Origin of the sequence: Mariniflexile gromovii, assembly GCF_017814435.1 — a bacterium.
Lineage (GTDB): Bacteria > Bacteroidota > Bacteroidia > Flavobacteriales > Flavobacteriaceae > Mariniflexile > Mariniflexile gromovii.
This window is the reverse complement of sequence record NZ_JAGJCB010000002.1, coordinates 393,493-408,870: the sequence shown is the minus strand read 5'-3', so window position 1 is coordinate 408,870 and position 15,378 is coordinate 393,493. Positions and strand designations below refer to the sequence as shown.

The 15,378-nt window shown below is 33.9% G+C and carries 14 protein-coding genes; 12 read left to right on the top strand and 2 right to left on the bottom strand.

Going from position 1 to position 15,378, the window contains the following annotated elements; translation table 11 throughout:
• Together J8H85_RS03665 and J8H85_RS03660 are read right to left on the bottom strand one after the other, a co-directional pair.
• The gene (locus J8H85_RS03665; RefSeq protein ID WP_209652773.1) at window positions 1-1,845 is read right to left on the bottom strand and encodes a cation:proton antiporter; all 1,845 of its coding nucleotides are present in this window, start codon (window positions 1,843-1,845) and stop codon (window positions 1-3) included.
• A gap of 226 nt (window positions 1,846-2,071) precedes the next feature.
• Window positions 2,072-2,431, bottom strand: coding sequence for a YidH family protein (locus J8H85_RS03660; protein ID WP_245243717.1), 360 nt, complete (start codon window positions 2,429-2,431; stop codon window positions 2,072-2,074).
• Between the two features lie 168 nt (window positions 2,432-2,599).
• Here J8H85_RS03660 and J8H85_RS03655 point away from each other — a divergent pair, with 168 nt between their 5' ends.
• From J8H85_RS03655 to J8H85_RS03600, 12 genes are all read left to right on the top strand, one after another.
• Window positions 2,600-3,460 (top strand): MBL fold metallo-hydrolase, encoded by an 861-nt coding sequence (locus J8H85_RS03655; RefSeq protein WP_209652771.1) that lies wholly within the window; start codon window positions 2,600-2,602, stop codon window positions 3,458-3,460.
• A gap of 27 nt (window positions 3,461-3,487) precedes the next feature.
• The gene (locus J8H85_RS03650) at window positions 3,488-5,095 is read left to right on the top strand and encodes a S8 family peptidase (protein WP_209652769.1); all 1,608 of its coding nucleotides are present in this window, start codon (window positions 3,488-3,490) and stop codon (window positions 5,093-5,095) included.
• A gap of 144 nt (window positions 5,096-5,239) precedes the next feature.
• Window positions 5,240-7,069 (top strand): M1 family metallopeptidase, encoded by a 1,830-nt coding sequence (locus J8H85_RS03645; RefSeq protein ID WP_209652767.1) that lies wholly within the window; start codon window positions 5,240-5,242, stop codon window positions 7,067-7,069.
• Between the two features lie 183 nt (window positions 7,070-7,252).
• Window positions 7,253-7,873: a DUF4468 domain-containing protein gene (locus J8H85_RS03640; protein WP_209652765.1), complete on the top strand. Its 621-nt coding sequence runs from the start codon at window positions 7,253-7,255 to the stop codon at window positions 7,871-7,873.
• Between the two features lie 308 nt (window positions 7,874-8,181).
• Window positions 8,182-8,511 carry an ArsR/SmtB family transcription factor gene (locus J8H85_RS03635; protein ID WP_209652764.1) on the top strand — a complete coding sequence of 110 codons (330 nt, stop codon included), beginning with the start codon at window positions 8,182-8,184 and terminating at the stop codon, window positions 8,509-8,511.
• 53 nt (window positions 8,512-8,564) lie between these two features.
• Window positions 8,565-9,032: a DUF6428 family protein gene (locus J8H85_RS03630; protein WP_209652762.1), complete on the top strand. Its 468-nt coding sequence runs from the start codon at window positions 8,565-8,567 to the stop codon at window positions 9,030-9,032.
• A gap of 115 nt (window positions 9,033-9,147) precedes the next feature.
• On the top strand, window positions 9,148-9,780 hold the full coding sequence (locus J8H85_RS03625) for an arsenate-mycothiol transferase ArsC (protein ID WP_209652760.1): 633 nt from the start codon (window positions 9,148-9,150) through the stop codon (window positions 9,778-9,780).
• A gap of 1 nt (window position 9,781) precedes the next feature.
• The gene (arsB, locus tag J8H85_RS03620; protein WP_209652758.1) at window positions 9,782-10,846 is read left to right on the top strand and encodes an ACR3 family arsenite efflux transporter; all 1,065 of its coding nucleotides are present in this window, start codon (window positions 9,782-9,784) and stop codon (window positions 10,844-10,846) included.
• A 97-nt stretch (window positions 10,847-10,943) separates the two neighbouring features.
• On the top strand, window positions 10,944-11,330 hold the full coding sequence (gene rnpA, locus J8H85_RS03615) for a ribonuclease P protein component (protein ID WP_209652756.1): 387 nt from the start codon (window positions 10,944-10,946) through the stop codon (window positions 11,328-11,330).
• Window positions 11,331-11,332: 2 nt separating this feature from the next.
• Entirely contained in the window at window positions 11,333-12,967 is a 1,635-nt protein-coding gene (locus J8H85_RS03610; RefSeq protein WP_209652754.1) for a S41 family peptidase, read from the top strand.
• A 110-nt stretch (window positions 12,968-13,077) separates the two neighbouring features.
• Window positions 13,078-13,932 carry an OmpA family protein gene (locus tag J8H85_RS03605; RefSeq protein ID WP_209652752.1) on the top strand — a complete coding sequence of 285 codons (855 nt, stop codon included), beginning with the start codon at window positions 13,078-13,080 and terminating at the stop codon, window positions 13,930-13,932.
• The gene (locus J8H85_RS03600) at window positions 13,919-15,328 is read left to right on the top strand and encodes a T9SS type B sorting domain-containing protein (RefSeq protein WP_209652750.1); all 1,410 of its coding nucleotides are present in this window, start codon (window positions 13,919-13,921) and stop codon (window positions 15,326-15,328) included. Before J8H85_RS03605 ends, J8H85_RS03600 begins: the two co-directional genes overlap by 14 nt.
• Window positions 15,329-15,378 lie beyond the last annotated feature (50 nt).

Genomic DNA, 15,378 nt, shown 5'->3' with positions numbered 1-15,378 from the left:
TTACATACCTCGTTTAGGTTTACTAGAAAAAGGCTTACCAAGATATACTAACTTGTAGCCTTTTTCTATTTTATCTATAGCCTTATTATACGACGAAATTATTTCCAAAACACCTCGTTTGTCTTTTACCAATAATGGAATGATGTCCTCATCATGATTCGTGATTTCAATCAATTCATCATAATGCCCTTTACTGTTTAGCTCTATTTCATGGATTTCTGGATATTTTCTAGCTACTTCGGTTAACGATATAAAATTATCAGTATGCGAAAACAACCCTTCCCTTGGGCTATTGTCTGGATTATACATTTCATCAACCGTAATAAGTCTGTATGAACCTGTTTCGCCAAATTGTTCAGAAAACTTTTTAATGGCATAATCATTAATATCGGCACTTCCCGTTAATGCCATTAAAAATCCAACATCGTTAAGCTCTATATTGTCCTCCAAGGTATCGGAATATATATCGGTATTGATAGCCTCCAATCCTGCTTCTTGTGCCAATTGAATGTTATTCTGGTTACTATCAATTAAAACAACATGACGACCATTATCTTCTAAATAGCGTGCAATAAGTCTGGAAAATTGAGAAGCCCCAACCATCAAAATACCTTCAGAGCGTTTTAAAAACACGCCTAACAGTCTTGCAAACGGACGTGCTGTAGTGGCGTTTAACAATACCGTTCCTAAAACAATCATAAACACCAATGGTGTTATGTATTCAGCGCCTTCCACACCTTGTTTAATTAATTTACTTCCAAAAAGCGATGCGATACCTGCCGCTACAATTCCACGCGGTCCTACCCAACTTATGAATACTTTTTCATTAAACCTTAACGTAGACCCGATGGTACATAAAAAAACACTGAGTGGCCTAATAACAAAAACAACCACAGCGAAAAGCGCTACGGTTTTCCATGTATAAAGCAGCATTAAATCATCAATATTGATGTTGGCTGCAAGCAAAATAAATAAAATGGAAATGAGCAGAATACTTAACGATTCTTTAAAATACAGCAGTTCTTTTATATTTTCCAATTTACCGTTCCCTAGCACCATACCCATAACTACAACAGCCAATAAACCAGATTCGTGCGCAAATATTTCAGATTCAACAAAAACCAATAACACCGTTGATAACGATACTACATTTAAAAGGTAATGAGGAATAAAGTTTCTGTTAATGGCAAAAGCTAAAGCATGAGCAAAAGTAAACCCAAAGGTAGTTCCAAAAAGTACAATTTTTCCAAACTCAACCAATGCGGTTCTGGTAAAGCCACTATCGCCCTCTACACTAATAAACTCAAACACCAATACGGCAACCAATGCTCCAATGGGGTCTATTAAGATGCTTTCCCATTTTAAAACAGTTGATACATCTTTTTTAAGAGGAATGTTTCTTAAAATGGGGGTTATAACCGTTGGCCCAGTAACAATTACCAAACCTGCAAACAAAAATGAAAGATCTAAATCTAAATCGAATAGTAGATGCGCTGTAATTCCAGCAGAAAAGAACGTAATGGTAGAGCCTAATGTAATTAATTTAGTAATAACAGGCCCAACATTATTTATTTCTGAACGCTTTAAGGTTAAACCTCCCTCAAAAAGAATAATACTAATGGCCAAAGACACAAAATAGAACAATCCATCTCCGGGAAACAACCCTTTTTTACCATTCCAAACGGGTTCTATCCATTTGCTTCCATCTGCATTTATATAAGCTGCCGCTATAGGACCTACTAGTAAACCTATTAAAATTAAGGGTAAAATAGCGGGAATTTTAAATTTCCAAGCGACCCACTGAGCCAAAATACCCAAAATAATAATACCTGCTAGTTCTACCATAAACTGAATTTTGGGGTTAAAATACTAATTTTTATTCTATTTAAAATACCTACAAGCAATGAAGGCATCGCTTTTTAGGTATTACAAACTACCCCAACCCTTTAAGTATATTTTATTATTTTATGGTATGCATTAATGTTGTTTTGATAAAATAAACTTTCATTTTTAAAGATTAAAAACTAAGAAATAAAGGATATACAGGTAAGCTGCAAGTCAAACAATTAATTCATTTACCGTTTTCCTTAGATTCAGATAAATAATAAAGTCTTTTCAGGCTTTTTTTAAGAAGTGTAAATCTATAAATGCCTATTACTAGAAAAAGCGCACTAAAAAAAAGGGATATGAAAGCTAAGTATTTAAAATTCGGAAAAATTTCAAGTTGAAAAAAAGCAATACCACCAAGTAATAAATAAAGTGAAGAACGAATGTATGAAAGCAACGTACGTTCATTTGCCAATCGGGTACGTTCAATGGCAAGATAATCTCTCAGAATAACTTCTTCATCAGGCTTAAAGTCACGCCCGAAGCGCAAAAGCTTCATTTTTTTTATTTTTAAAGGCGTTTCGATAATGTGCTTTATAGACATTTTAAAAATTATTTTTATAAATCTAATTGAAATTTTAAAGGTTTCAAAAGAATGTTTATTTAAATTATTCTAATCAAATGTTAAAAAAATCCAATAAATTTAATGATTTTGAACTTATCAATTACGTTTTTAGTAATTTGCAAGACATTTTTTCTATAAAAGCCCTAAATGCAATTATATCCCATAGAATCTGGCAATTTTAAACTCGATGGTGGCGCCATGTTTGGTGTAGTACCAAAATCGTTGTGGCAAAAAACAAATCCTGCCGATGCCAATAATATGATTGACATTGCAGCCCGTTGTTTGCTTATTGAAGAAGGCAATCGGCTTATTTTAATTGATACGGGTATGGGCAACAAACAATCGAGCAAGTTTTTTGGCTACTATAACCTTTGGGGCAATCATAGCATCGATAACTCCCTTAAAAAATACGGTTTTCATCGTGATGATATTACCGATGTGTTTATGACGCATTTACACTTTGACCATTGCGGTGGCAGTGTTCAATGGAACAAAGATGAAACTGGTTACGAACCTGCCTTTAAAAACGCCTATTTTTGGAGCAATAAAGACCACTGGTTGTGGGCTACCCAACCCAATAACCGCGAAAAGGCCTCCTTCTTAACAGAAAATATTTTGCCAATGCAGGAAAGTGGCCAACTTAAATTCACAGCCATCCCAAAGGGCGATACCTTAATAAATTCTGAACTTGGTTTCGATATTTTTTTTGCCAACGGACATACCGATAAGCAAATGATTCCCCTTATAAAATACAAAGACAAAACCATTGCTTTTATGGCCGATTTATTGCCAACCGTTGGGCATATACCCTTGCCATACGTAATGGGTTACGATACCAGACCGCTTTTAACACTAGACGAAAAAGAAAAATTTCTCAATACCGCTGCTTCCAATAATTATTATTTATTTTTAGAACACGATGCCCATAACGAAATTATAACTGTGACTAAAACCGAAAAAGGTGTCAGATTAAAAGACATCCATACTTCTCAAGATATATTTCAATAAAAGAGTGACTAATTCAAAAACAAACAAATGAAAACAATTAAAACAATAATGCTTTCGGCACTTGTGGCCGTATTATTTTCTGGCTGTGGAGGAACGGCCAATATTCTGTCTACACCTGTTGAAAACATAGACAATACGCCTTTGAAAGTTTCAGAATTAACTGAAAAAGAAAAACACAACTGGGGGCATTTAGATTTGGTAAAAGACACCATCCCAGGTATGAGTGTAGACAAAGCCTATACAGAACTTATTAAAAACAAAAAAGGAAACACCGTTATTGTTGCTGTAATAGATTCAGGAATCGATATTGACCATGAAGATTTAAACGACGTTATTTGGACCAACAAAGGGGAAATTCCAAACAATGGAAAAGACGACGATAATAACGGTTACATTGATGATGTACACGGTTGGAATTTTTTAGGTGATGGTTATAATGAACAATTGGAATATGTACGCATACTGGCAAGCGGAGATACTACTAATCCCGATTATGCTGAAGCCGAAGCACTTTACAAGGAAGAATACCAAAAATGGTTAGGTAGAAAAACACAATACGACCAGATTTATCAACAAATAAAATCGGCTGATGATGCCATCTCTAAACATTTAGGGAAAAAAGATTATACAAAACAAGAGGTGAAGGCAATTAAAACCGAAGACCAAACACTTCTTCAAGCTACACAAGTTGCAAATTATATGTTTAACAATGGTATGGATTCTATGGCTGATGCTTTAAAGGAAATTACCGAAGGTTTAGAAAGCATTAACGACCGTTTAAACTACAACTTAAATAAAGACTTTAATGGGCGTGTAAATGGTGATGACCCTAATAACATGAACAACAAATTTTATGGTAACGGAAACGTAAAACCTGTAAAGAAATCTGAAAGTCATGGTACACATGTTGCTGGTATTATTGCTGCAGAACGCAACAATGGTAAAGGTGCTAACGGTGTTGCTAACAACGTGAAAATTATGAGCATCAGAGCCGTTCCTAATGGCGATGAATACGATAAAGATGTGGCTTTAGCCATTCGTTATGCTGTAGATAATGGCGCTAAAGTAATAAATGGTAGTTTCGGAAAAAGTTTTTCACCACATAGCGATTGGGTACGTGATGCTATTAAATATGCAAGCGATAAAGACGTGGTTTTTGTACATGCTGCAGGAAATGATAGTAAAAATGTAGATGTTGAATCTAATTTCCCTGATGATAATATCAACGGTCAAGAAATATCCAACTCCTACATTAGAGTGGGTGCTTTAGAGCCTAAATATGGTTCTAATATTGTTGCTAGTTTTTCTAATTACGGAAAACAAAATGTTGACATTTTTGCACCAGGGGCCAAAGTATATTCTACAACCCCAGAAAACGAATATGATACTAAAGGAGGTACTTCCATGGCTGCACCTGCAGTTGCTGGTATTGCGGCGTTAATTCGTTCATATTACCCAAAATTAACGGCGGCTCAAGTAAAACAAATTATTATGGATTCTGGTTTAGCCATTAAAACAAAAGTTGTTGTTGGTGGTGATACAAGCAATGTAAAACCATTTGCTGATATTGTAAAATCAGGAAAAATAGCCAATGCTTATAATGCCTTAATTATGGCTGCTCAAATGGCTAATTAACATAAAATCTAAAGCGATAAAAAGCTGAAAATATTTTAGTTTCTAAAAACTATTACATTCTGAAAATAGATTCTGAAATAATTTCAGGATCTATTTTTTATTATTTTAAAACCGTTTATAATACAAAACAATACCTACAAACAGATGAAACAATTTTTAATTTCTATATTAATCATTTTGGTGTTCTGTTCGTGTAATAGTGCACAAACTGTTACAGCACCCGCTACACCTAAAACCCCTACCACCTCATGTTATTGGCAACAACATGTTGATTATAAAATGGACATTGATATGGATGTAAACACCTATCAATACAAAGGCAAACAAACCTTGGTGTACACCAATAACTCACCCGATGTTTTAAACCGTGTGTATTATCACTTATATTTTAATGCTTTTCAACCGGGTAGCGAAATGGACGTTCGTTCCCGTACCATAGCAGACCCAGACCCGAGAGTAGGAGATCGCATTAGCAAACTACATCCAAACGAAATTGGTTACATCAAAGTAAATTCGTTAAAACAAAACGGTAAAACCATTAAGCACGAAACCGTTGGAACCGTTTTAGAGGTAGATTTAGCAAAACCAATTCAACCAGGTGAAAGTGTTACCTTTGATATGGATTTTGATGGCCAAGTACCCCTACAAATCCGTCGTTCGGGTAGGAATAGTAAAGAAGGTGTGGCATTATCAATGACCCAATGGTATCCTAAATTAGCAGAATACGATTTTGAAGGTTGGCATGCCGACCCGTACATTGGTCGCGAATTTCATGGGGTATGGGGCGATTTTGATGTGAAAATCACCATTGATAAAAGCTATATTTTAGGCGGTACAGGTTATTTGCAAAATCCAAACAACATAGGTTATGGTTATGAAACCGGCACTGTAAACAGACCGAACACCGATAAATTAACATGGCATTTTGTTGCTCCTAAAGTACACGATTTTACGTGGGCTGCAGACCCAAATTATATTCACGATACGATGCAAGTGCCTAATGGTCCAATGCTCCATTTCTTCTACATAAACACGCTTTCAGAAGAACACAAAAATAACTGGAAAAAAATGCAACCTAAAACGGTAGAACTGATGCAATATTTCAGTGAAGAAATAGGCAAGTATCCATACAACCAATACTCGGTCATTCAAGGGGGCGATGGCGGTATGGAATATGCAATGTGTACGTTAATTACCGGAGAAAGACGCTACGGAAGTTTAGTAGGTGTAACAGCGCATGAATTGGCTCACACTTGGTTTCAATTTTTATTGGCAACCAACGAAGCGAAACATGAATGGATGGACGAAGGCTTCACTAGCTATATAAGCGATTTAGCTATGAACAAAATCATGAAGGAAGGGAAAGTTAACCCTACCGAGGATGCTTACAAATCTTATTTGGCTTTAGCAAAATCAGGAGTTGAACAGCCACTTACCACACATGCGGACAGATACAATTTTAACAGTACCTATAGCGCTTCTGCCTATAATAAAGGGGAAGTATTTATAGCACAACTAGGCTACGTTATAGGTGACGAAAACTTAAAGGAAACCATTAAAAAATATTTTGAAGATTTTGCCTTTAAACACCCGAAGCCGTTGGATATCATTCGAACTGCAGAAAAAGTTTCGGGATTAGAACTCGATTGGTATTTAACCGATTTTGCACAAACCACCAACACCATCGATTATGGCGTAAAAACCATTGAAGGCAACACCATTACCTTAGAACGCATTGGCTTAATGCCCATGCCTATTGATGTAACGGTAACCTACACTGATGGTAAAACCGAAGATTTTTATATCCCATTACAAATGATGCGTGGTGAAAAACCAACAACAGCAACCCTAATAAACGATTGGGCTTGGGCGTACCCCACTTATATTTTTACCACTAAAAAAGCGGTTAAAAGCGTTGAAATAGACCCAAAAAATTTAATGGCAGATATTGAAAAAGGGAATAATAAAAAGTAATTTTTTTTTAAATAATTTTCAAAATTTAAAAAACCTCTTTATGAAAATAAAGGGGTTTTTTATTTGTGAGAATAACTTGACTTTGTCGTGGAAAAATTATAAATTCGTTTTACATCGAATATAATTCATCATAATGTAATCATATTCGCTTTACGTTTCAAAACATAAACTCGCATCTGAAGTATGAATACAAAAAACAAATTCTTTCTTTTATTCTTTTTATCAGCTTATTCCCTTTTCTCTCAAGATGTAGACATGGATATTCATGGTTATTCAAAAGTTATAAACACCCCTGAAATGCAACAAAACGAATTATATGTTAAATTAAAAGAGTGGTTAGCCTTAAATTATAAATCTGCAAATAATGTTATTCAATTAGACACGAAAGAAAAAATTATTGTAAAAGGAAATTTCTCATATTTCAGTAAAACTTTTAATAATGATATTGTATTTGCACATACTTTAATTTTTTCAATAAAAGATTTTAAGACTAAAATAGAACTTATTATTCCTGAAAAAGTCATTTCGACTATTGTTTATGGTCAAAATATTGAAACATTTATTTTAGAAGAAGAATTAAAAAATACTGTCACATACGATGTCTTAGTAAAAAGATTTTCTGATAGTTATAAAGAATCAAATGGTAATGAAAAAAAGTTGAACAAAGCATTAGAAAAAAATTCACAAACACTCAAAACTAAAACACTTCCTTTCAAAAAAGAGCTTTCTGATAATCTTAATAAAAAAGTTCAAGACCTATATCAAAGCATTGAAAAATTTATTTTTAAAACTGATGAATGGTAAAATTAACGTTTTAAAACACCTGCTATAAAAGCATTACGTCTGACCTTTTCCTTCGAATGTCATCGTAGCTGAAATAAATTTCAGCCATTATGCTATCTTAGCCATAACGCTAAACAAATTTTTCAAAAACCTCATCCACTACTAAAATTTCTCTTCATTCCACATTAAGGACTCCTCATTTACTAATATTCTAAATTATTGAAATCCTAAATACTTCACATTACTTCACCAAACACATTAAAATAATCATCACTTTCTTTGCCAATTCAAACATTAATCGTAATATTGCAATATAATAATACTATGCTATGGGATTAACCAAAACAGAAATGTTTACCGATGTACAAAACGAAATCGCTCTATTTGCTAAAGTTTTTGGGCATCCTGCCAGAGTTGCCATTTTAGAACACCTTTTTAAAATTAACACCTGTGTTTGTGGCGATTTAGTAAGTGAAATTGGTTTGGCTCAACCTACCATTTCGCAACATTTAAAGGAGTTAAAACAATTAGGACTTATAAAAGGCAATGTAGAAGGCACCAGTGTTTGCTATTGTATACACACCGAAAACTGGACTAAAATGAAAGAAGTGATGCTTAAATTTTTAGATCAAGACCTTCAAAACACAAGTTGTTGTTAAAAAAAAATTTACAACCATTCATCGTATAATCGCAATAAACAAATATAAAAATTATGATACTATCAGAAGTTAAATCAGCATTAAAACAATTGAACCAAATAGCATTTCAATTGCCTAACGGAACTTTAGTTCCTAATCATTTTCATGTAACAGAAATTGGAAAAATTACCAAAAAATTTATCGATTGTGGCGGTACACTTCGCGAAGAAACCGTTGTAAACTTTCAACTTTGGAATGCCAACGATTATGACCATAGGCTGCATCCTGAAAAACTATTACACATTATAGAACTTTCAGAAAAAGTACTAAGCATCGAAGATTTAGAAATTGAAGTAGAGTATCAAGGTCAAACTATTGAAAAATTCGGACTTGATTTTAACGGAGAAAATTTCTTATTGACTACTAAAAAAACAGACTGTTTAGCAAAAGAAAACTGCGGAATTCCTGTTGCAAAACCAAAATTAAAAATGGCCGATTTAACAGATCAACCTTGTTGCACACCAGACGGAAATTGTTGCTAAAAAATATTCAAAAAACGATTATCAAACAAAGCCGCCAAGGCGCAAAGAATTAATAGAATAAATGAAACTTTGCGTCTTCGCGACTTAGCGAGAACCAAAAAACACATTCAAGAACATGATAACAACTCAAACCAACCTGTTTACAGAAATAAATAAAACCATTCAAGGTTTAAATCCAGAAACTATTGCAAAGGAACGTAAAGAAGTTTTACAACCTTTAATAGATTTTATCCAGCAAAAAAACGCCAAAGGAGAAGCCATCAGGATCAACTTCATTTGTACACACAATTCACGTAGAAGTCATTTATCTCAGGTTTGGGCTCAAACCATGGCAAATTTTTTCAACATAAAAAATGTGCTTTGCTATTCTGGCGGAACAGAAGCTACGGCATTATTTCCCGTGGTTGCAAAAACCTTGGAAAATACTGGTTTTAAAGTATTGACTATTTCAGAAGGCAAAAACCCTATTTATGCTATAAAATATGCTGAAAATGAGCATCCAATCATTGGTTTTTCCAAAAAATTGGATGATGCTTTCAATCCAAATTCTGAATTTGCAGCCATCATGACTTGCGATTCTGCCAATGAAGCATGCCCGTTTGTTCCAGGCGCTGAAAAAAGAATTCCCATTACTTTTGAAGATCCAAAAGCATTCGACAATACCCCGATTCAGCTTGAAAAATATAACGAAAGAAGTTTGCAAATAGCAACCGAACTTTTTTATGTATTCTCACAAATAAAAGCATAACATGGCAGCAAAAAAATTAAGTTTTTTAGATAAAAACCTAACCTTATGGATTTTTATTGCCATGGCAATAGGTGTTGGTTTGGGCTATTTTATTCCCACATTTCCAAACATTATAAATTCATTCAACTCGGGTACCACAAACATTCCCATTGCCATTGGATTGATATTAATGATGTATCCGCCATTGGCAAAAGTGAATTATAAACTATTACCAAAAGTTTTTAAAAACACCAAAATTGTAGGTGTGTCTTTGCTTCTAAACTGGATCATTGGTCCCGTTTTAATGTTCTTTTTAGCCATACTTTTTCTGCAAGATTATCCAGAATATATGGTTGGGCTAATTTTAATAGGGTTGGCACGTTGCATAGCCATGGTACTGGTTTGGAACGATTTAGCCGAAGGAAGCAGCGAGTATGGTGCTGGTTTGGTGGCATTAAACAGTATTTTCCAAGTATTCGCTTATAGCTTTTATGCTTGGATTTTTATAACCGTACTTCCCCCATATTTTGGGTTTGAAGGTGCTATTGTTGATATTTCTATCGCCACCATTGCTGAAAGTGTTGCTATTTATTTAGGCATTCCGTTTTTAATGGGACTTTTAAGTCGCGTTGTTTTAGTAAAATTAAAAGGTGAAAATTGGTATACAAACAAATTCATTCCTACCATTTCACCCATCACTTTAATTGCGCTTTTGTTTACAATAGTGGTCATGTTTTCATTAAAAGGTGAATTGATTGTACAAATCCCCATGGATGTTTTAATTATTGCTGTTCCTTTGCTTATCTATTTCACCATTATGTTCCTTATTGGTTTTTTCTTTACCAAAGCCGCTGGAGCAGAATACGATAAAACCACAGCAGTAGCATTTACAGCTGCTGGCAACAATTTTGAATTGGCCATAGCTGTTGCCATTGCCGTTTTTGGACTTAATTCTGGGCAAGCTTTTACGGGTGTTATTGGCCCCTTAGTGGAAGTACCCGCTTTAATTTTATTGGTAAGAGTTTCTTTTTGGCTTAAGAAAAAATACTACGGAAAAGTCAAAGTTCAAACTGTTCAAACCGATTAAATCCGGTTTCTGATTTCAACAAAAAATTCCAAAAAATCACTTATTTACTAAGTGATTTTTTTATTTGATTACCTTTGAAGTTTTAAAACAAGTTGCCTTGAAATTTACCTTCAACAAAAAAGAAAAACTAAAAAGCAAAAAACTCATCGAGCAATTGTTTGCTGAAGGCAAATCGGTATCGGTTTTTCCACTGCGTTTGGTGTATTTGCCAGCCGTTTTTGATGATGGTGTTTTGGTGAAAACGGGCGTTTCTGTTAGTAAACGGTATTTTAAAACAGCGGTTGATAGAAACCGTATAAAACGCTTGATGCGAGAATCTTACAGATTGAATAAAGCAGTTCATTTTAACAATTTAACAACATCGTATGCGTTTATGATTTTGTACATTGGTAAAGAGAAACTAACTTTAACTGAAATGGAAACCAGAATGAAGCAACTTTTTGAAAAATTTTCAAAGAAAGTTTCCGAAGAAAAAATTAATTAGCAATGAAGAATTTACTAAAGAAAAGAATCATAATCCCTGTTATAGCTTGTACGCTGTTTTTAACCACTACGGCATTTAGAAACGATTTTTTTGAAATAGCGAAGCAAATTGAAATTTTCACCACGCTTTTCAAAGAACTTAACATGAATTATGTAGATGAAACAAACCCTGGAAATTTAATGGATACCGCCATTAAAAGCATGTTAGCCGATTTGGACCCATACACCAACTTTATGAATGAACAAGATGTTGAAGCAGCTAGGATTAACAATACAGGCGATTATACAGGCATTGGCGCGAAAGTAAAGACCCTAAAAGATAAATTAGTCATTGTGGAGCCGTACAAAAATTATCCTGCCGATAAAGCGGGTTTAAAAGCAGGCGACGAAATTATAAAAGTTGGCAACACCCTTATTGAAACCTTCAAAGATGACGCTGGTGAATTACTTAAAGGGGCTACCGACACCGCTGTAGAAGTAACTTACAAACGCCAAGGAAAAACCCAAACAGCTACCATAAAACGTGCTGAAGTAGAGATAAAAGCCGTACCCCATTTTTCTATGGTGAATGCTAAAACGGGTTATATCGTGTTAAGTCGTTTTAATGATAAAGCATCTGCCGAAACCAATTATGCACTTCGCGATTTAAAAGCTCAAGGTGCCGAACGCATAATTTTAGATCTTCGAGGAAACCCTGGAGGCTTACTTAACGAAGCTATTAACATTGTGAATCTTTTTATACCTAAAGGGCAACTGGTGGTAACTACAAAATCGAAAGTTAAAAAATACAATAAAACCTATTTTACCCAAAACGACCCCATTGATACTGAAATTCCATTGGTTGTTTTAATTGATGAAGGTAGCGCCTCGGCAAGTGAAATTGTTTCGGGTGCTTTGCAAGATCTAGATCGTGCGGTAATAGTTGGCTCTAGAAGTTTTGGAAAAGGCTTGGTGCAACGCCCAAAAGAATTGGTGTACGGTACACAGGTTAAAATTACCATTTCACGTTATTACACCCCGTCTGGAAGGTGCATTCAAGCATTGGATTATTGGCATAGAAATGAACAAGGTGAAGCTGTTCGAGTAAAACAAGAAAACTACAACGAGTTCAAAACAAAAAAAGGTAGAAAAGTGTTTGATGGCGGGGGCGTTTTCCCCGACGTGAGTATTTCGGCTTCAAAAAATTCATCTATCATCAACGCTATTGTTAATAACGATTTAATTTTTAATTATGCTACCAATTACTATTACAATCATGATGTAAAAGATGTGAATAATTTAAAACTTACCGACGCCGATTTTTCAAATTTCAAAAACTATTTAAAAACAAATAATTTTTCATTCGTAACCGAAACAGAAAAGGCCTTAAGCAAAGCTTTGGAAGCCGCTAAAAATGATGATTTGGATGATAATATCCAAAATGACTACAATACGCTAATTTCAAATTTAAACAAATCAAAATCTGGCGTTATAGACGAAAACAAAACCTATTTACTACAGTTATTAACCGAAGAGATTGTGAAACGTTATGCGTACCGCGAAGGGTTGTACGATTACTTCAAAATTCATGATGCTGAAATTAAAAAAGCCACCGAAGTACTTTCCAGTCCAACCACATATAATGGCTATTTGAAATAAAAAACGGTGTTTTTCAACCTATTCAATAAGTCGTTAATCTTAAATATTTAGCTGTTTTAAACATAATTCATTTAAAATACTATATTTATAGTCAGTTCCATTATCCTACTATGAATAAACTGTTTATTTTATTATTAATAACACTTCATTCTACATTTGTTTTTTCCCAAAAAGAATTAACACATGAAGTTTATTTTGATACCGATAAATACGAAATTCCTTCAACCGAAGAAAGCCGCTTATTACTTTTTATATCCAACCTAGCCGATATTGATATAGAATCCATTTCCATTTTTGGTTTTTGTGATGATATTGGTGCCGATTCTTATAATCTAAAACTATCGCAACAACGTGCCAATGCTATTAAAACCATCTTTTCAAATAATGAAATTAGTGAAGATTTGATAAGCAATGTGGATGGTAAAGGCAAAATTTTATTAAAAATTGTTGAAGAAAAAGATGTTGTAAAAATTAGGGGCTTGAACCGAAAAGTTGAAATTATAGTTAAGCCAAAACCTCCTAAAGTTGTTGAAATTAAAGAAGAAATAAAAGTTGAAGAACCAAAAAAGAAAGAAACACAAGAAATTTTAAAAGGAGAACTTAAAGTAGGCGATAAAATAATTTTTGATACCATTTTGTTTAAAACCGGTTATAGCCAAATAATGCCAGAATCTAAAAAAACGCTGGAGGCTATTGCAAAAGTTTTAGTAGAAAGAAAAGATGTGTATTTCACTATTCAAGGGCATGTTTGCTGTACACAAAATACTCGGGATGCTGTAGATAGAAAAACGAAACTACGCAACCTATCGGAAGCCCGTGCAGAATATATTTACGAATATTTTGCAAAAAAAGGAGTTGACAAAAAGCGCATGCGCCATATTGGTTTACGCCGAAAATTTCCACTTGGTGGCGACCCAAAATTTGACCGTCGCGTAGAAATTGTTATTACCTATGTGGGTAAATAAAACATACATAGTTGGCCTTTTTTTAATACTTTCTAACTCTGTTGGTTTCTCTCAAAATACATTCATTCCTGATGCTAATTTTGAACAAGCTTTAATAGATTTAGGTTATGATACTGCCCCTTTGGATAATTTTGTACCCACAGCCAACATTAGTAGCATCACCAATTTAGATGTTTCTTTAAAAAATATTTCGGACTTAACAGGTATTGAAGATTTTGTTGGTTTAACCGTTTTAGATTGCTCAGACAACTTTATTAGTAGTTTAAATGTTTCTCAAAACACGAAATTATCACAATTTTTCTGCAGCAATAACCAATTAGCAATTCTAGACATCTCAAACTTAATCGATTTAAATATTTTTTGGTGTGATAACAACCAATTATCAAACTTAAATGTAACCCAAAATACCCAATTAATATCATTGGTGTGCAATACAAATCAATTATCAACATTAGATGTTTCAAAAAACACAAACTTGAATATTCTTATTTGTGAAAACAATCAACTATCAAGTATTGATATAACCAAAAACAGTAAGTTGAGCCGTTTTCATTGCGGAAATAATTTCATTAGCAACTTAGACATTTCAAAAAATTTGAGTTTAGTTTTTTTGTCGTGCGAAAACAATCAACTATCCATTTTAAATACCGAGGTTAACAATACGTTATCAACTGTGAATTGTAACAATAATAAGCTTGATGAATTGGATTTTTCTAAAAATTCCAATCTTACAATTTTAAATTGCAGCACAAACCAATTGTGTAGACTGAATGTTAAAAACGGGAATAATGCGAACGCCAACGTAAATTTTAGCAACAATATAAATTTGAATTGTGTGGTGGTTGATAACCCTTCAAACATACCCACAAACTGGATGTCTAATAGCTTTGTAAACTATGTAACATCCCAAACACAATGCAATGATTTTGTGAATATAGATACCCTAAATAACGTTGTTACAAACACATCTTACACGTTGCCTGCTCTTACTTATGGTAATTATTTTACTGAATCTGGTGGTAACGGAACACCTTTATTTGCAGGTGATAGCATAACAACGACACAAAATATTTATATTTACAATACATCTATTTGCGCCACAAATGAAAGTTATTTTAAGGTTTTAATTATTATTGAAGATTATTTCATTCCAAAATTTTTCACTCCTAATAATGATGGTAAACACGATTTTTGGAAGGTTGAAGATTTTAAAAACACCATTAAAACCATTACTATTTTTGACCGTAACGGAAAGCTTTTAAAACAGTTGCCAGCAAATTCAACGGGTTGGAACGGAAGTTTTAGAGGACAACCATTAGCTTCAAACGATTATTGGTATGCTATTACCTTAAACACAGGCGAAACCATTAAAGGGCATTTTACTTTGAAGAGGTAACAAAAGGCGGCTAGTTTTTATAAAAAATCTCGCGAAGCGAGTCGCACAAA

Coding starts and splice junctions, on each gene's coding strand:
- J8H85_RS03665 (WP_209652773.1), bottom strand. CDS start 1,845: ATGGTAGAACTAGCAGGTATTATTATTTTGGGTATTTTGGCTCAGTGG.
- J8H85_RS03660 (WP_245243717.1), bottom strand. CDS start 2,431: ATGTCTATAAAGCACATTATCGAAACGCCTTTAAAAATAAAAAAAATG.
- J8H85_RS03655 (WP_209652771.1), top strand. CDS start 2,600: ATGCAATTATATCCCATAGAATCTGGCAATTTTAAACTCGATGGTGGC.
- J8H85_RS03650 (WP_209652769.1), top strand. CDS start 3,488: ATGAAAACAATTAAAACAATAATGCTTTCGGCACTTGTGGCCGTATTA.
- J8H85_RS03645 (WP_209652767.1), top strand. CDS start 5,240: ATGAAACAATTTTTAATTTCTATATTAATCATTTTGGTGTTCTGTTCG.
- J8H85_RS03640 (WP_209652765.1), top strand. CDS start 7,253: ATGAATACAAAAAACAAATTCTTTCTTTTATTCTTTTTATCAGCTTAT.
- J8H85_RS03635 (WP_209652764.1), top strand. CDS start 8,182: ATGGGATTAACCAAAACAGAAATGTTTACCGATGTACAAAACGAAATC.
- J8H85_RS03630 (WP_209652762.1), top strand. CDS start 8,565: ATGATACTATCAGAAGTTAAATCAGCATTAAAACAATTGAACCAAATA.
- J8H85_RS03625 (WP_209652760.1), top strand. CDS start 9,148: ATGATAACAACTCAAACCAACCTGTTTACAGAAATAAATAAAACCATT.
- arsB (WP_209652758.1), top strand. CDS start 9,782: ATGGCAGCAAAAAAATTAAGTTTTTTAGATAAAAACCTAACCTTATGG.
- J8H85_RS03610 (WP_209652754.1), top strand. CDS start 11,333: ATGAAGAATTTACTAAAGAAAAGAATCATAATCCCTGTTATAGCTTGT.
- J8H85_RS03605 (WP_209652752.1), top strand. CDS start 13,078: ATGAATAAACTGTTTATTTTATTATTAATAACACTTCATTCTACATTT.
- J8H85_RS03600 (WP_209652750.1), top strand. CDS start 13,919: ATGTGGGTAAATAAAACATACATAGTTGGCCTTTTTTTAATACTTTCT.